The organism is Clostridium sp. (genome assembly GCF_018372875.1).
Lineage (GTDB): Bacteria > Bacillota > Clostridia > Clostridiales > Clostridiaceae > Clostridium.
In genome coordinates, this window is record NZ_JAHAIF010000054.1 from 1 (window position 1) to 18,257 (window position 18,257).

The 18,257-nt window shown below is 29.2% G+C and carries 18 protein-coding genes and 1 pseudogene; 3 read left to right on the forward strand and 16 right to left on the reverse strand.

Translation table 11 applies throughout. The features are described 5' to 3' along the window. Positions 1–121 precede the first annotated feature (121 nt). From KIB46_RS13740 to KIB46_RS13780, 9 genes are all read right to left on the reverse strand, one after another. The gene (locus KIB46_RS13740) at positions 122–289 is read right to left on the reverse strand and encodes a hypothetical protein (protein WP_291672625.1); all 168 of its coding nucleotides are present in this window, start codon (positions 287–289) and stop codon (positions 122–124) included. 8 nt (positions 290–297) lie between these two features. Further along, positions 298–1,320, reverse strand: coding sequence for a galactose/methyl galactoside ABC transporter permease MglC (gene mglC, locus KIB46_RS13745; protein ID WP_156561495.1), 1,023 nt, complete (start codon positions 1,318–1,320; stop codon positions 298–300). Positions 1,321–1,336: 16 nt separating this feature from the next. Next, positions 1,337–2,836: a galactose/methyl galactoside ABC transporter ATP-binding protein MglA gene (gene mglA / locus KIB46_RS13750; RefSeq protein ID WP_156561494.1), complete on the reverse strand. Its 1,500-nt coding sequence runs from the start codon at positions 2,834–2,836 to the stop codon at positions 1,337–1,339. Positions 2,837–2,924: 88 nt separating this feature from the next. Beyond that, positions 2,925–3,959 (reverse strand): galactose ABC transporter substrate-binding protein, encoded by a 1,035-nt coding sequence (locus KIB46_RS13755; protein WP_291672629.1) that lies wholly within the window; start codon positions 3,957–3,959, stop codon positions 2,925–2,927. Positions 3,960–4,350: 391 nt separating this feature from the next. Beyond that, the gene (locus KIB46_RS13760; RefSeq protein WP_156561492.1) at positions 4,351–5,007 is read right to left on the reverse strand and encodes a hypothetical protein; all 657 of its coding nucleotides are present in this window, start codon (positions 5,005–5,007) and stop codon (positions 4,351–4,353) included. Between the two features lie 64 nt (positions 5,008–5,071). After that, positions 5,072–6,418, reverse strand: coding sequence for a VWA-like domain-containing protein (locus tag KIB46_RS13765; protein WP_291672631.1), 1,347 nt, complete (start codon positions 6,416–6,418; stop codon positions 5,072–5,074). A 17-nt stretch (positions 6,419–6,435) separates the two neighbouring features. Continuing rightward, complete coding sequence (locus tag KIB46_RS13770) at positions 6,436–7,512, reverse strand: AAA family ATPase (protein ID WP_156561490.1); 1,077 nt, start codon at positions 7,510–7,512, stop codon at positions 6,436–6,438. Between the two features lie 15 nt (positions 7,513–7,527). Further along, the gene (locus KIB46_RS13775; RefSeq protein WP_156561489.1) at positions 7,528–8,307 is read right to left on the reverse strand and encodes a hypothetical protein; all 780 of its coding nucleotides are present in this window, start codon (positions 8,305–8,307) and stop codon (positions 7,528–7,530) included. A 110-nt stretch (positions 8,308–8,417) separates the two neighbouring features. After that, positions 8,418–9,212, reverse strand: a complete 795-nt coding sequence (locus KIB46_RS13780; protein ID WP_156561488.1) for a GTP pyrophosphokinase family protein — start codon at positions 9,210–9,212, stop codon at positions 8,418–8,420. Positions 9,213–9,453: 241 nt separating this feature from the next. Between KIB46_RS13780 and KIB46_RS13785 the strand changes: the two are divergent. Both KIB46_RS13785 and KIB46_RS13790 read left to right on the forward strand, forming a co-directional pair. Continuing rightward, positions 9,454–9,980, forward strand: a pseudogene (locus tag KIB46_RS13785) (DUF2225 domain-containing protein). 124 nt (positions 9,981–10,104) lie between these two features. Then, positions 10,105–11,067 carry a methyl-accepting chemotaxis protein gene (locus KIB46_RS13790; RefSeq protein WP_156561487.1) on the forward strand — a complete coding sequence of 321 codons (963 nt, stop codon included), beginning with the start codon at positions 10,105–10,107 and terminating at the stop codon, positions 11,065–11,067. 76 nt (positions 11,068–11,143) lie between these two features. Here KIB46_RS13790 and KIB46_RS13795 read toward each other — a convergent pair whose 3' ends face one another. The 4 genes from KIB46_RS13795 to KIB46_RS13810 form a co-directional block, all read right to left on the reverse strand. Next, complete coding sequence (locus KIB46_RS13795; RefSeq protein WP_156561311.1) at positions 11,144–11,830, reverse strand: metallophosphoesterase; 687 nt, start codon at positions 11,828–11,830, stop codon at positions 11,144–11,146. Between the two features lie 7 nt (positions 11,831–11,837). Then, a complete protein-coding gene (locus tag KIB46_RS13800) occupies positions 11,838–12,101 on the reverse strand; it encodes an EscU/YscU/HrcU family type III secretion system export apparatus switch protein (RefSeq protein WP_049179480.1) in 264 nt (87 codons plus the stop codon). Between the two features lie 64 nt (positions 12,102–12,165). Then, a complete protein-coding gene (locus KIB46_RS13805; RefSeq protein ID WP_291672635.1) occupies positions 12,166–13,662 on the reverse strand; it encodes a hypothetical protein in 1,497 nt (498 codons plus the stop codon). 8 nt (positions 13,663–13,670) lie between these two features. After that, a complete protein-coding gene (locus KIB46_RS13810; protein WP_291672637.1) occupies positions 13,671–14,033 on the reverse strand; it encodes a hypothetical protein in 363 nt (120 codons plus the stop codon). 128 nt (positions 14,034–14,161) lie between these two features. Here KIB46_RS13810 and KIB46_RS13815 point away from each other — a divergent pair, with 128 nt between their 5' ends. Further along, entirely contained in the window at positions 14,162–14,791 is a 630-nt protein-coding gene (locus KIB46_RS13815; RefSeq protein ID WP_156561309.1) for a TrkA C-terminal domain-containing protein, read from the forward strand. Positions 14,792–14,873: 82 nt separating this feature from the next. Here KIB46_RS13815 and tyrS read toward each other — a convergent pair whose 3' ends face one another. The 3 genes from tyrS to KIB46_RS13830 all read right to left on the reverse strand — a co-directional run bounded on the left by tyrS (position 14,874) and on the right by KIB46_RS13830 (position 18,121). Further along, positions 14,874–16,094, reverse strand: coding sequence for a tyrosine--tRNA ligase (gene tyrS / locus KIB46_RS13820; protein WP_156561308.1), 1,221 nt, complete (start codon positions 16,092–16,094; stop codon positions 14,874–14,876). Positions 16,095–16,236: 142 nt separating this feature from the next. After that, positions 16,237–16,647 (reverse strand): hypothetical protein, encoded by a 411-nt coding sequence (locus tag KIB46_RS13825; RefSeq protein ID WP_156561307.1) that lies wholly within the window; start codon positions 16,645–16,647, stop codon positions 16,237–16,239. Between the two features lie 394 nt (positions 16,648–17,041). Further along, on the reverse strand, positions 17,042–18,121 hold the full coding sequence (locus tag KIB46_RS13830) for a sensor domain-containing diguanylate cyclase (protein ID WP_156561306.1): 1,080 nt from the start codon (positions 18,119–18,121) through the stop codon (positions 17,042–17,044). Positions 18,122–18,257 lie beyond the last annotated feature (136 nt).

Consider the following 18,257-nt stretch of genomic DNA (forward strand, 5'->3'; position numbering starts at 1 on the left):
TATTTTTAAGTAATATGTGTTTAAGTACAAATAATATCTAAAGGTTATTCGTAAAATAGGAAAAAAGGAGCTGTCGCTAACGGATTTTATTCCGCTAATACGACAGCTCCTTTACTATCTATTAAAATATTACTCCAAATAATATTGAGAACCCTAAAAGAACTAGAACTCCAAATATAAATTTGTCAACACTCTCAACAGATACATCTATCTTTCCATATAAGCAATCTCTAAAATCTTTTTTTACTTCTTTTTCTGGCACATTTTCATCTGTAACTTCATTACTCATACTACCACCTACTTTTTAGTTAGGTATTTTCTAACGTCCAATGAAACTGCTACTATAATAATTAAACCTCTAATTATAAATTGCCAATAAGCATTAACTCCAATGAAGTTAAGACCATAGTTAATAACTTGTAGAAGTACTGCACCTATTAATACTCCAGGTATTGTACCTACACCACCTGTAAATGATACTCCACCTACAACACATGCTGCTATAGCATCAAGTTCGTAGTTTAACCCAGTAGCTGTAGTAGTTGAACCAGCTCTACCTGCTTCTAAGAATCCAGCAACACCGTAAAGAATACCTGAAATTATGAATATTATCATTATGTTCTTAGCTAAGTTAACACCAGATACAGCAGCTGCTTCTGGATTACCACCTATTGCAAACATATTCTTACCAAGCTTTGTCTTGTTCCAAATGAACCACATGATTACTGCTACAACTGCTAAATATATTATTAAATAAGGAAGTTCAACTGGTCCTAACTTAATTGACCCATTAACAAAATTTGTATATCTTTCATCTAAATTCGCAACTGGTTGTGCTCCTAGTGGAGGTCTATCTATGTATAAACATGATATACCATAAGCAATAAGCTGAGTTCCTAATGTAATAATGAAGGCATGTACTTTAAGTTTAGCCACACCAAATCCATTAATCGCTCCAAAAATACCACCTATAATTACTGCTGCTAATAATGGTAGTATTAATGGTAATGCTGGTAAATCAGGATACATTCTTGCAGCATAAGTTGTAGATTGTAAAAGTGATGCTGATACAATTGCTGTTAACCCTAAAATACGTCCTGCTGATAAGTCTGTACCTTGTAATACTATAAGTCCTGCAACACCTAGTGCTAAGATACCACGAGTTGACGCTTGACTTAAAATCTTTGTAAAATTACTAATTGATAAAAATGATGGTTCTTTTATTATAAAGAATACTATCATTGCTGCTAAAACTATATATAAAGCATAATTAACTAAAAAATTCGTTACCTTTTCTCTGTTTACTTTTGATTGTTCCATCTTCTACACCTCAATCTTAAATATATTTAGCTGCTAAAGTCATTATCTTTTCTTGATCTAATTTATCTGTGTCCTCTATTCCTGCAACTCTTCCATTTGACATTACAAGAATTCTATCACATATACCTAATAACTCAGGCATTTCTGAAGATACCATAATTACACCTTTTCCTTTATTAGCCAAATCAATTATTAGTTGATATATTTCGTATTTAGCTCCTACGTCAATACCTCTAGTAGGCTCATCTAACAATAGTATTTCTGGATTTGTTAACAACCATCTTCCTATAATTACTTTTTGTTGATTACCTCCAGATAAACTTCTAATGGCAGTTTTTTGAGTTGGAGTTTTAACCTTCATACTATCGATTGTCCACTTAGTATCTTCTGTCATCTTTTTATTATCTAAGACACCAAATTTACTATAGTTATCAATATTGGCTATTGTTGCATTAAACTTTATGTCTAATCCACCGAATATACCTGTTGCTCTTCTTTCTTCAGTTAATAGTGCAAATCCATTTTTAATAGCTGCTCTTGAATCTTTATTATTTACTGGTTTTCCATGTAGTAGAACTTCCCCACTACTCTTATGAGCTATTCCAAATATAGTTTCTATTAACTCAGTTCTTCTAGATCCAACTAGACCTGCAACTCCTAAAATTTCTCCTTTTCTTAATTTAAAAGATGCATCAATTACTGATGGCTGATATTCACCTGTAAGATTCTTAACTTCTAATATTGTTTCTCCTGGCTTATTAGTTTTAGGAGGGAATCTATGAGTCAAATCCCTACCAACCATTAATTTAATAATTTTATCAGTTGTTAGCTCTTTTGCTGGCAACGTATCTATCCACTTTCCATCTCTCATAATTGTAACATCATCTGAAATTTGAAGAATTTCTTCCATCTTATGAGATATGTAAATAAGCCCACATCCTTTTTCTTTAAGCTTATTCATTATTTTAAATAAATGATCAACCTCTTCTTGAGTAAGAGATGAAGTAGGCTCATCAAGTACTAAAATCTTAGCATTATATGAAGCTGCTTTCGCTATTTCAACCATTTGTCTTTGTGAAACAGAAAGCTTGGCCATTTTTTCTCTTGGATCAACATCTATCTCTAAATCATCGAAGATTTTTTTAGTCTCTTCGTACATTATTTTCTGACTTACAATTCCATTTTTACTTGGATATCTTCCAAGCCATATATTATCCATTACATCTCTTTGCAAAACTTGATTTAATTCTTGGTGTACCATCGAAACACCATTTTCCATTGCTTGTTTTGGATTTGAGAATTTACATTCTTTATTATCTATTAAAATCTTTCCTTCATCTTCTATATAAACACCAAATAAACATTTCATTAATGTCGATTTACCTGCACCATTTTCGCCCATTAATGCATGTACAGTACCAGGACGTACCTTAAGTTGTGCATGGTCTAAGGCCTTTACCCCTGGAAAGCTTTTGCATATATCAATCATCTCTAACACATACTTCGATTTTTCCATAACTGCTTTCACCACTCTTTTTGCATATTTTATAAGTTGCACTATATTTTAAAAATACAGTGCAACTTTTAACTAACTTCTTTAAAAACTATTTCTTAGTATATTCTTGATAAGGAATACGAACTGCTACACCTGTATCATCAAACTTATATTCAGTACCTTCTGTAGCACTCTTACCATCTGCTAAATTCATACCGCATTCATAAAGGGCTTTTGCCATAGCTGGAGCATCTTGAAGAACAGAACCTGTCATAAATCCTTTAGAGATTAAATCTTGAGCTGCTGCTGTTGCATCAACACCTACGACAGGAATAGTCTTAGCTGCATCTCCATTGTTATATCCTGCTGCTTGAAGAGCTGCTATTGCACCTTGAGCCATACCATCATTATTAGAAATAACTACTTCAATTCCGTCACCATATCTTGACAACCATGCTTCCATGTTAGTTTGAGCTAAATCTTGTTGCCAGTTACAAACTTGATTTGCTAATTCCTCTGTCTTAATTCCAGCATCATTTATAGTAGATACAGAGTACTTAGTTCTTGCAACAGCTTCTGCATTATCAGGTTCACCCTTAAGCATTACATATTGCATAACCCCATCGCCATTCTTATCTAATGCCGGATTAGCTTTCCATTGATCTGCAAGAATTTTACCTTGTAAAACACCAGCTTCTTGTGCATTAGTTCCTACGAACATAGCTTTATCATAAGATTTCACTACATCTGCAGCTGGTTCTCTGTTAAAGAATACAACTGGTTTACCAGCATCCTTTATTTTATTAAGTACAGTTGGTGCTGCACCTATATCAACAAGGTTTACCATTAACAAATCAATATCTTTTTGTAATATTGTATCTATAGTATCATTTTGTATTGATTGATCACCTTTACCATCAATAAATTCAAATTCAACCTTACCTTCATTTTCTTTTTGAATTTCTTGTAAGCTTTGACGTACTGTTGAAATGTAAGTATCATCAAATTTATATAGGAATACTCCTACCTTTACTGGATCACCAGATGCTGTACTTCCACCATCTTTGCCTCCACATCCAACAAATAAGCCACCAATCATTAATGTTGCTGTAGCCATAGCAAGTAATTTTTTAATCTTTCTCATTTTTTTACCCTCCATCCATAATTGAAATTTTTTGAAATCTTGATTACGTTTTCATTTTAATTCTAATTTCCTTTTTACTCCATACAAAATTCTTAGCACTTTTATCGAATTTCTAAGATGTTATATAAAAGGTGGGGGGGATATTTTTTTTGCTTGTTCCGTCGCAAGCTCCAAGTCACATCAAAACAAATATCCCACCATTCCTACTAAAGGTAATAAAAAAATCGCCAAGGCGACTGTGGAGCCGTCGATTTTTTTCGCCCATCTGCATTTCCGAAGCTTGCCTGAGGAAAATCTTGCAGGGGCATATATCGCTAAATTGTTGAAGTTATCTACAATTTAATAATAGATATAATTTCCTAAAGAATAAAAAAGAGAGCCTTAAAGCTCTCTAATGTGTAAACTCACTATTTATGTACTTTTGATTAATTTCATTTATATCTTCTAACATCTCTATCCAGTAATAGTTTTTTATAATAGTTTTTTCTCTATCCTCTATATCTACTGAAGATAAGTTTTTATTATAAAATTCATCATAATAGCTATCTATCTTATTAGATATTATCAGTATAGAATTAAAGTTTTCTAATGTTTTTCCTGTTAATTCAACTTTATATGATTGGTTTTTCATCTCTTCGTACATTAAACTTCTAAAATATTCTTCTATAGTTCCATATATATCATTAAATACTACATTATTTTTATCTATCTTTTTCTTACTAAAATCTAATACGGATATATTTTCTTCATAAAAAGAATATTCATCCCAAAGGCTAACCATACTATCAGATAACTCACCATAATTTTTATATAATTTCAATAACTCCATGTTATCTAAGGAACCAATCTTTATAGCATTATTTAGTATTTCATTATTAGTTTTATTTGTAGATTTAATCTTTTCTATATTGGTATATGATTCTCTACCAACCCTATATTTAAATTTATAATTATATATAGAAATATAAACGTTTACCAAAAAACTTATCAATAAAATAACAACTACAAATAACATATAGTCACCAGGTCTTCTGACCTTCTTAAACATATTAGACCCCCTCCTATTTTATTTAATTTTATCATAAAACTCCCCTTTTAACCATAGTTACTTTCTAAGTTGTTTCTCTATTCATATCTCTTACTACTTCTCTTACTAAATCTAATGCAAAAACTTTTTCTTCATTTATCTTGCTTTTTTTATTTATTCTTTGTATTTCACCTAATGGATTTTTTAATGAAATTTCTTCATTCCCTGTTAACACCCAAATAATTTTTTTATTTAATGGATTAACCTTTAATTCCTTTTCACCAACTCCATCAGTAAAGTATATGACGATGCTATCATTTAAATTCTTTTCTCTAATATATTGAAAAACTGGAGAAAATGCAGTTGAACCATTCTTTTCTGACCTTGACTTTATATCCTTAGGAGACCTTAAGGCATATACTCTTCTAATCTCATTATCGCATTCTACTACAGTAATTTTAGCTTCTCTATTTCTTACTATAGCTAATATTTCTACCATTATCTTTCTTATATCCTCATCAGTCATACTAGCACTAATATCTATAGCTATAATTAATTCAGGAATATGATTTGCAAGCTTTCCCCTTAAATCCATTCTATCAGGCTGTCTTCTATCTCTTCTGGTTATTGTTTTTCTATAACCTGATTTAACAGTAGGAATCATTCTCTTAAGTATGTTCTGCCATGACAATTCCTCTTTTTCTTCAAATTTACTTATTAGCTTTAATATCTCATCTGGTTTTCCACTACTTTTCAGACTTAAAGCTATCTTTTTTACATTTTCTTTTACACTATTATCACTTATATCTATGTTATCCCAAATTTCATGAGCCTTAGCAATATCTACTTCCCTTGCTATAGTATCACTGTTCTTATCCTTTGATGACTTTTCTATTCGTTCTTCAATAGCCTTTTGGATTTCTTTTGAATACTCCTCAATACTTCTGTTTTCTTTCAATTCAATATTAAATTCTCTATTTACTCTATCTATCCTATAAGATTCCATTGGCATGTTCTTTACAAACTGATTTATAGAAATATCTATAGCCATTGATATTACTTCATTACTATATTTATTTTTTAGATCATTTACTCTTTCATAATGCATATACATCATGTGATATATTTCATGCTTAAATAAAGCTGCCATTTCTTTTTTATCACATTGTAGAAATAATAATGGATTAAAGTACATAGTAAACCCATTTATCTTTGGTATTGTTGCCAATGGCCATGTAATATCAACTCTTATTTCTCTTTCAATCTTTATCATAAAGCCACCAAAGAAGTTGTCTTCACTACTAAGCATATCTATTATTACTTTTCCAACAAGGGCAAAAAATTCTCTTTTAAAGTCATCTCTTATATCTTCATTATTTTCAATTTTTAATGCCTTGCTAAACAAGGCATCTCTTTCTTCCATAAAAGTCATATTCTCACCTATTCAGACTATAGATAAATATTAAAGAAAGCATCTATAAATCCATCACAATCTAACAATTTTTCATATAAATCTTTAGGATAATCCTTCTTTATCTCTTTCATTATTCCTAATCTTAAATCTCTAGGATATACCATTAATAAATCAGAGAATAACTCTATATTTGAATCTTTCATGTTATCCCCTAAATAGTTTAAGCAATTTTTAGCTAAAATATATAATCTTGAATGAGACTCATTTAATAAATCATCTCTTAATTCAACTGGTAAAACTTCATGATCAAATAAATCTTCCATTGATATTAATGGCTTTTTAATATTAGAAATATAATTAGCAAAATCAGTAGATATACTTTCTCCTACATTTCCTCTAACCACATTTAATAAGGTATTTATTGAATAACTAGAACCTTTAGCTTTATATAACTTATAAGCCTTTGATATTCTCTCCCAGCTTCTTGGAGTAGCCTTTAAGCTTTCTCTTGAACCTGGTGTATGAAGATATTCTGGGAATGTAGATATAAACTCAATTATATCAGGATGTATATTTCCATTATTCATCCCCCACTTTATCCATTCTTTAATATCTGACTCCATTTGTAACCAAACAAACCTATCTTCTTGAGCTGGATCCATATCTACAACTTGATACTCACTTTCATAAAAGCCTTCATATCTGTTAGATGGATTCATGGCAGCAATTATATTTACACCTTTATCTAATTTATAACCATTAATTTCTCTATTAAGAATTAAATTCATAAGTTCTTGCTGAACCGCATGGTCACATCTATTTAATTCATCTATAAATAGTAATACTTCCTCCCCCTTTTTAACTGCTTCACTTATTTCAGCTAATTTATGATGAGTAGCATATACTGTAAATCCATTTATTACTGTTGGAAGTCCTCCAATTTCTCCTTCTTTTAAAAGGTTAGCATCAATAGTGACTAGATGATAATTATATTCTTTAGCCACTCTATGAGCTAAAGCTGTTTTCCCTATTCCACTTTCACCTATAACAAGAGGTACTTCTCTAGATTCTATTACTAATTTAATTGTGTCTAATACTTCTGTAAACTTCATTTTTCTTCCTCCTGATTATTTTGAAAGTATGTGATCTACCACTAGCTTTTTAGCTCTCTTACTACCAAAATCCCATACTAATTTACCTTTATCCATTTCAAGCACCTCTAAATCTAAGAAGTCTTTCATATACTCTTCATCTATATCATCTTTTTCTAACTTTTCTACCAATACTTCAACTACTAGTTCAGGTTCTATTGACTCATAAAGGTACTTTACTATATTTATGTTATCTCCAATAAAAATCTTCAAATCATCCAGATCATAATTGTTTATAAAGTGAATTGCTTCTTCACTTTTAATTATAGCTTCTCTATTTACTCTTAATGAAGGATTATCTATAAATCGTATAGCTCCCCAGTAATTATCAATAGCTCTTAGCTGCACATTTTCAGATGGATTTTTTATATATTTAATAGAATCATAATCATTTTCAACCGCAGCAATACATAGTTCCTCACTTGGGTCTTCTATGTATTGAATTGCCCATCCCTTTGTCTTTACAGCCTCTTCCTGCACTTTATATGATGGATTTTCTATTAATTTTAGTGAATTCCAAAGAAGTTTTACAGCCATTATTTGAAGTTCTTCTTCTAAATTCTCCATATATTCTATTGATAAAGGATTGCTTTTTATTGCTTCCTTTTTTAATTCAAAAGACGGATTATCTATAAACTTAATAGCAATTCCATTTTTCTTAACTGCTACCTCCAAAATCTCATAACTTGGATTTTCTAAGTTTTCTATAATCATTGGATTTTCTTTTACTTGTTTTAATAAAACTTTATCTTCCATTGCTTTTCTCCCAAAATATAATATATTATAATTTTATATTATTTAATAATTATTATCAAGTAATAAAGTTAACAAATAAAAAGTTATTGCAAATTTTGCAATAACTTTTTCTAACTGTCTCTATACTTTTCTATATCTTTCTTTATAGCATAAAGAACATTATTTAACTCCCACACTTCTCCATCCTCAATCAATTTATTTAAAGCCTTTTCATGCCTACTTGCTTCTAATCCTCTGCCTAAAGATGTTAATGTAAGAATACCACTCATAATATTAGATATAATATCTGACTTAACCTCAAACAACTTCTGAGCATCTTTAATTTCATCTTTAATTTCAAGCATTTCTTCATCAAGCCTAAAAGCAGCATCTGCCGCACTTTTTAGTTTATCTTTTAATTCTTTAGGTATCTGTTGTTTATACTTATAATTTAAAGAATGTTCAATTGTTGCCCAAAAGTTCATAGATAGAGTTCTTATCTGAAATTCTGCTAAAATTTCTACTGGTCCACTTGCCATATTAACAGGATACTTAATTATCATATGATAACTTCTATATCCACTAGGCTTAACATTCATTACATAATCTTTTTCATATAATATTTGCATATCTTTTCTACCACGTAGTATTTGTACAACAGTGTCTATATCATCAACAAACTGACACATTATTCTTATTCCTGCTATATCCTCTAGCTCATATGCTACTCTATCTATAGGAATTCCAAATTTATTTACTTTTTCTAAAATACTAGATACTTCTTTTACTCTGCCTGTTACAAACTCTATAGGGGAATATTCATTTTTTCTTCTATATTCTTTTCTTATACTTTTCAGCTTTACCTTTAATTCCTCTACTGCTTGCTCATAGGGCATAAGAAAACTCTTCCAATCATTAATAGCCATAAAAATCACCCTCGTATATTCCTTCAGATACATTATATCAAAAACTTATAATATTGTAGATAACCTTTTATCTTTAATGAATTTTTTATTATGTTATAATTTTATATATATTACAGAAATATGTAGAGGTGTGTAAATGAAACAACTAGATATACTAGAACATACTTTTGATAAAATAATAACTTGCCCTGTTTGATTAAGTAAATTTGAAATCAAATGTGTAAAATCTAAATCTCCAAGAATATTATCTAAAGATAGTCACCTTTTTATACGATATAAAAGTATTAATCCTTATTTTTATGATGTATGGATATGTAACTCCTGTGGATATTCAGCAATGAAATAGATTTTCTTAAAATAAAGGATTACCAAAAAGATTTAGTCTTTAAAAAAATAGCATCTAAATGGAAACCTAGAATATATCCAGATATTATGACTGAAGAACTAGCTATTGAAAAGTACAAGCTAACTCTTATTACTGCTTTATCTATTGAAAAGCCAAATAGCACAATAGGAATGATATTAATAAAAATATCTTGGATGTATAGATTATTAAATAATAATATAGAAGAATTAAAATATCTTTCTCAAGCATTAACTACATTCGAAAATGCCTACATTAATGAAAACTTTCCTATGTATGGACTTAATCGTGATTCACTAACTTATTTAATTGGCGACTTGAATAGGAGATTGAATTATAATGATACAGCTCTCCAATGGTATTCTAAAGTAATCACTACAATATGGTGCTTCCTATCGCGTTAAAGAACTTGATAGAACAGGTACAGATTTAATAAAAGCCAATAGAACTTGAGAATTTTGTAAATTTTTCAAGTTTTATGTTATAATACATTTTACATGGATATAATGGATATAAAGGAGGATTATTATGGGACTATTTACAAATAAAAAAACTATACCCACTTCTAATGTACCAGTTGAAAATACTGCTACTGAATCAAATTCTTCATCTGTAATAACAGATCAAGTAAAACAAGAAATTAATTCTTTAAGAGATACAAGCAATAATATTGCTTCATCCATAAATGAGGTTACTGATTCAGTAAATACTTTAAGTAATGCTACTGTTTCTCAAAGTCAAGAGATTGATACTGCTGCAACAATACTTAGAGACTTTAGTAACAGTATGGAAAAACTAGCCTACAATGTAACAAACGTTCAAATTAAAGTATATGATACTGATGAACTATCCAATAAAGGTATCACCTCTATTGAAAAATTAGACTCTTCCTTAAATGACTTACAAAGTGCATTTACTGTATCAAGCTCAACAGTAAATGAATTAGTATCTAAGTTAGAATCTGTTAATACAATTACTGATTCTATTAGCCAAATAGCAGGACAAACTAACTTACTATCTCTAAATGCTGCTATAGAAGCTGCTAGAGCAGGGGAGGCTGGTAAAGGTTTCTCAGTAGTTGCAGGTGAAGTTAGAAAGCTTGCAGATAATTCTAAACAAGCAGTACAAAGCATAACTAAAATACTTGAAGAAATTAAAAAGGATATACTTAATGCTTCCACAGCAATGAATAGAGGAAATGAAGCTATAAATATTCAACAAAAAACCTTAACTGAAACAAAAGATAGCTTCCAATGTATAAAGTCTTCTATAGACGATGCTACTAATGAAATTAATGATTGTATAGAAAACCTTGCTATGGCTTCAGCTCAAAAGGAAGATGTATTAACTGCAGTAGAAAAAGCGAATTCTATTTCTCAAGAACATACTGCCTTAGCTGAAGAAATTGCTGCAACAATGGATATTCAAACAAGTAACATTGAAGAATTTAATTCAACTTTAAATTCATTAGCCAAAAAAGTCGCTAAATAAATATATAAATATATCAACATATAAATATACCAATATATAAATATATAAATAAAGAAGGTTTATTTCAAACCTTCTTTTATAATATCCTTTTAGGAGAAAAGTTTATAAAATCTGCTGATGTTAATATATATTCAACTCCATCAATATTTCCATTTAAAACACGTGATAGTGCCACCCCATGCAAATGACCATAAATTACTTTCTCTACATTATATTCTTTTAATATTTTTTGTACTTCAGACTCTTGAAACTTCTCATTTGTTGGAGGGTAATGTAACATCACTATAATCTTTTTATACCCAGCGCCTTTAGCTGCATCTAAAGATAATCTTAATCTAATTAATTCTCTTAAATATATTTTTTCATCCTTTAATGTAAATTTATCTGAGCCTGGACATATCCATCCTCTAGTGCCGCAAATTGCATAATCTTCATATACATAAAAGTTATTTTGAAGAAACTTGGTGGTCTCATATAATTTATTTAATTTGGTTATACTTCCCCACCAATAATCATGGTTCCCTTTAGAAATAATCTTTTTTCCAGGTAACTTATCAATCCAATCTAAATCTTCCTTACTTTCACTTGGATTCATAGCCCAAGATATATCTCCAGCAATTAAGATTAAATCATCTTCAGTAACTTTTTCTATCCAATTATTTTTTATTTTCTCATCATGTTGTACCCACTTCTCACCAAATATATCCATAGGTTTATCTGAACTAAAAGCTAAATGTAAATCTGATATAGCATAAATTGCCATTAAGTAATCACCTTTCTATTAGTTTATCTAAATCAGTAATATAAGCAATAACATGAGCTACAGCATCGTATAACTCTGGTGGAATATATTCACCTACATCTACATTGCATAAAAGATCTGTAAGTTCTTTATTATAAACAATAGGAACATCATTTGATTCTGCTTTCTCTATTATTTTATCTGCTATTACTCCTACCCCTGCTGCACTAACAACTGGTGCATCAAAACCTTGTTCATAAGTTAAAGCTGCAGCCTTTCTTCTTTGCTTCATGTTATCCCCCTAAAATGATTCTCTTTTATATTATATCCTTAACTCTATCTGGTCAATCAACATTCTAAACCTTAATATCTATTCCATTCATAGCTTTATCGTTAAAGAACTCTCTACAACTAGCTAAGCTTATCTCTTCTTCTTTCATAGATACTTTAATATTAATATTAAACCCTAATTTCTGCAAATCATTTGATAATTTACTCTTTGATAGTTCTAAAACCTTCATATAATTTTTATCACATTTTAACTCAACATCTAAGCTTTTATCTTTTACAGACAGGAATCCATCTACTACTCCTAAATTAATGGTTTTTACTGTTACCACTATTTTCACATCAGTTTTATCAATCTTTTTTCCATCTTTTCTATTATCCTTGATAATTAACTTACAAGGATATTCACTCATTTCTCTATTAATTGGAACATCTAAATAATAATACTCATTACTGATAGTATTAAACATTTTAAATTCACTTATATTATTTTTAAGTAATTGAATTACTTTATTTGCTCCTTCGCCTTCCCCTTTAGATGCTATTAAAAGTTCTTTTATTATGTCTTTTATACCATCTATCTTTTTATTAATATCATTTTTTATAAGCTCATTTGCAGATACTATTTTTTTGTTCTCCTCTATAATAACTTCCTGTTCTAAGGTAGTTATTATATTGTTAGCAATATTATTGCCTATTAATTTATCTTCCTTACCCAATTCATTATTTAACTCAAATTTTTGAAATTTATATTCTATAACATCTTGTATCTTTCTTAGTTCTGCTTCTCCCACTTCTATATCTTTTCTAAGCAAACTACGTAAAACAATATTAACAGTATCCTTTGAAATTTCTTTTAGCTCTCTATTTTTTCCCAATACATCTTTTACTATATTTATAAATTCTTCATCCGATAAATTATTTATCTTAGCTAAAGCAGTATTATATTCATTTGTTGTAAACTGCTCTTTTTTTCCTATTAAAATATCTTTTATAAGATCTCTTAATAAATTGTCATCTCCACCAGTCATAGACTTAAGAACTGCCAACATACTTACTTTTGCTTTTAACATATCATTAGAATCATATAACTTAGACGCTAAAGAATTATATCCTAATTTATCTTTATTTATTTCTTCACTAAAATTCTTAAGAGAGTTATCTAGATGATTTTCTCCAATTTTAGAATTTAAAATATTGTCTTCTAATTCTTTCATTTCTACTCCAATACCAGCAAAATCATTTCTTATATTATCAAAAAATTCTTTTACTGTACTTCCATTAGAACTGAATAGTTTTTTAAAGCTTTCTATATTTTCAGATGTTAATTTAATATTATTCTCCAAGAAAAACAATATTTCTTCTGGCTTCATATTCTTAAAATTAATAAAAAACTCTTTTAGGGTATTTATTATTTGTTTTCCTTGCTCACTTTCTCCGCTTATTCCTTTACTATCAATATATTTTAATATAAAATTATCAATCTCACTATTGTCAATATTAATCTTTGTATTGAATTGCAGCAAACTCTTAAGAAAAGTTATATTTTCTCTAGTCAATGGCATATTATATTTCACCATTTTTTTAATATATCTACATCAACCTTACCTAACCCCTCTTTATCTATAACTTCTGAAAAACTATCATTAGAAGAATTATTAGTCCCTACTTCTTTCTTAATTATTTTTAACTTTAACTTTCCCTCTTCATATCCTTCAACTTGCAATTGCAAAGGAATATTTTCTTCACTTTCTATATTTCCATCTATAGTTGCAGAAAATTGCCATCCATCAGCAAGTTTTACTGTGACTTCATTTCCTTCACCCTTGGAAATAATTCTCCCACTAAATTTTTCTCCTACTTCAAAAGTTAACTTACTTGAATATTTTTTATTATTTACATTATAACTACTATTTACATTCCAAATTGCAGGCATAATTCATTCCCTCATTCTCTATTTAATATTATATTTATCGTGCTTAAGTAGTAAATATTTAACATACTATTATTTCTAATCTTTATATGATAGAATTTATTATATAAAAGTTATGTGGAGGTATCATCATGTCAAGGCGAACAAATTCACCTGCCTATTTAAAGATTGCATTAGATATAGCATCAAGAATAGTAAATGGTGACTTTATTGAAGGTAAAAAACTATCTGGTCGTTCAACTCTAGTTGGCATTTATAATGTTTCTCCTGAAACTATAAGACGATCTATCGCTTTACTACAGGATATGGACGTAGTAGTTGTTGAAGAAAAAAGTGGTATAACTATAAAAAGCAAAACTAATGCTGGTTCATTTCTTGAAAAATTTAAAACAAAAAATGAATTTGCTACAATTAAGCATGATATATATTCAATAATTGAAGAAAAAAAGGAACTTGAAAGTAAACTTGAAAATAAAATTAATGATCTTATTGAATTTGCTACCCAGCTTAGAAATGTAGGGTTAATAGTTCCTTACGAAAGCTTAGTAGAGCCTAACAGCTTAATTATTGGAAAAACCTTAGGTGAACTTAATTTCTGGAATAATACAGGTGCTACAATAATTGGAGTTAAGAGAGAAGGTAAATTGTATCTGTCACCAGGACCTTATCTTGCTATAAAAAATGGAGATATTATTGTCTATGTAGGTGAAAGTGAAGTAATTGAAAATGTAAATAACTATATAACTTCCCAGGTAAAATAGACGTAAAAAGGGGCTGTTGCACTAATTATTTAGTGCAACAGCCCACTTCTTTATAATTTTTATGAAATCCATATAATATAAACTATGCTAATTCAATTTTATTATAATTCTTTTTACCTCTTTTTATTAAAGCAGAACCGTCTTTAAAGTCTTCTTCTGTTAATACTCTAGATACCTCAACAACCTTTTCGCCATTAATTGACAATCCACCTTGTTGAATTAATCTTCTTCCTTCTGACTTAGATGGAACTATCTTATTGTTAGCTAAAACATCAAGAAGTGAAGTTCCTAGTACATCTCTTGATACAGTAACTGTTGGAACATTGCTCATATCTGCTCCACCAGAGAATAAAGCATTAGCTGCATCTTGAGCTTTTTTAGCTTCCTCTTCTCCATGAACTAACTTAGTTACTTCATATGCAAGAACCTTCTTAGCTTCATTTATTTGAGCACCTTCAAGTGAACCAAGTCTTCTTACTTCATCCATTGGTAAGAATGTTAATAACGCTAAACACTTTTCTACATCTGCATCATCAACATTTCTCCAGTATTGATAGAAATCAAATGGTGATGTTTTTTCAGCATCTAACCATAAAGCTCCCCCTACTGTTTTTCCCATTTTTTGACCTTGGCTGTTAGTTAATAAAGTACAAGTCATTGCAAAAGCTTCTCCTTGTGCCTTTCTTCTAACAAGCTCAACACCAGCAATCATATTAGACCATTGATCGTCTCCACCTAATTGCATTTTACAGCCATATTTTTGATTTAATACGTAAAAATCATATCCTTGCATTAGCATATAGTTAAATTCTAAGAAAGATAATCCCTTTTCTAATCTTTGTTTAAAACATTCCGCTGATAACATTCTATTTACAGAGAAGTGAGTACCAACATCTCTTAAGAAATCAACATAGTTAAGATTTAATAACCAATCTCCATTATTTACTAATATAGCTTTATCATCTGAGAAGTCTATGAATCTTTCCATTTGCTTCTTAATAGAATCAACATTATGTTGTATTTGCTCTTTTGTAAGCATCTTTCTCATATCAGTTTTACCACTTGGGTCTCCTACCATAGCAGTTCCACCACCAAGTAAAGCAATTGGTCTATGTCCAGCTCTTTGCATGTGAGCCATAAACATTAACGCTATAAAATGACCAACATGTAAACTATCAGCTGTTGGATCAAATCCTATATAAAAAGTTATTTTCTCCTTTTCTAGCAACTCTCTTGTTTCCGCTTCATGAGTAAATTGCTTTATGTATCCACGATCCAATAACTCATCTAATACATTAGACATTTTTTTACCTCCTAATACAATTCCATTTTTCAATATATATTTATTAGTATAACCTTAATGACCTCTTTTATCAAGAAAGAAAAAGAGAGGGCTTCCCCCTCTCTTTTAAACCTAATCTATATAAAACGTAATTGTTTTCATTTTAAGCGACGTATTCTTTAATAAACTCTGGTATCTCTTCCTCTGCATAATTAATATTCATATACACATTAAAATTGTATTTATTTGATAAATCATATATTTTTTTAAATAAATAAGCTGTATCCTTTATACCACATGAAACAATGTTTAAAACCCCATCAATATAGATATTTTCTATATCATAGTTTTCTGAAATAATCCCACAAATCAAACCATAGAAACTTTCACAATCCATTATGCCAAATTCCTCTGTTGATATAAATCTAATCCTTCTGTCCACCTGCCTAATGTAACTGGAATCATCATCAATATAAACTGAATCCCCCTTAGATCTTAATAACTGGCCATTTGCTAAATCAATTAGCTTCTTAGTTTTTCCTGAGCCTCTCTTGTTACAAAATACTTGAATCATTAGGACCACTCCTTATTTATTTTTTTACGATATAAATCGTTAGACTAACCATATAATATTCAGAATACTTTTGTAATTTAAATTAAAAATATCCTTTTTCTAATACATAAAAAATACTACCCTAATCCCCTAATTTATTACCACCTCTATACAGTTATTAATTTCCAAATAATCACTTCATATACAGCTACATTTTCACCAATTCTATTTCACCTTAAACAGGATAATATTTATCAACACAAATTATACCTGCACTTTCTGTCAGGAAACTTTTATCATCCTTACTAATATATATTCCCATTTTTTTAAAATATTTATCATTTAAATTCATATTTAAAAATCTATTTTACTTATATGCAATGAAAGCACTCCTATAAATAAGAGTGCTTTTTTTCTACTTCAAAAAATCTGATATTAATACCATATTCTTTCCCATTGCTTTACTTCTATATAAAAACTTATCTGCTACTTTTATTACTTCATTTATATCTTTTCCATCATTAGGATAATATCCTATACCAAAACTCGCTGTAACACTTCTTGCTACATTGTCTTTTATAACTTTATTATTCTCAACACACTCTCTTATGGCTTCTATTCTATTATAAACATCCATTACACTTAAGACGTTGTTAATATATATTATAATCTCTTCACCACCATAACGTGCTATTATATCATCAGGTTCTAACATACTTTTTATTACTTCAGTTGTTCTAATTAATATTTCATCTCCAAATTGATGACCATATGTATCATTAAACTTTTTGAAGTTATCTAAGTCAACCATTACTATTGCATATTCTTTACCTGGATTTTCTTTATTACGCTTTTCTACAACTTGAAAAAAACACTTCCTGTTATATACTCCAAGTAATGGGTCCATTTTTGCAGTCTGCTGTAACTCCCTATAAAGCATAGAATTTTCTATTGCAACAGCAATTTGATTTGCTATTGACCTTAAAAACTTTTCATGCTCTAAATCTAGGAAATTAAAAACGCTATGTTCTACAACTATGAAACCTATAAATTTATCCCTAATTTTTATAGGCATTCCCATTGCTGATCGTATTTCTAAATCATATTCACTATAGACTCTAATTGGATCTTTAGAATTTATAAGATAGCTCTTTCCTACTCTTATATAATTATATTCATCACTACTCCAACAAATATCCTTCTCTTTTATATTAGTAGCTTTAACCACTAACTCACCATTTTCCTCTAGTAAAATTGTTGATTTAGAAACGCCCAATAAACCAAGAACCATATCATTTATCATAGCAATTAGATTTTCATCACTTAAAAATGAATTTATGTATTTGCTTATTTCAACAATATTTGTTAAAGCATTCATATCTTTTTCTAATTTCATATTTCTATTAGATAACTTTTGTATTTGCAGTTCAACAAAACTTTGATATGTTTCATATTCTTTCTTTAGCTTCTCATATCTTTCTTTATATTCTCCCATTTTAACACCCCACCTAATATGGATGGAAACTATAATATAATTCAAGTACTCCATATACATATTATAATACTTTATTTACCATTTATTTTCAATAATATCTAATTTTTTATTAAAATTTCTTTTAATTATATAATTT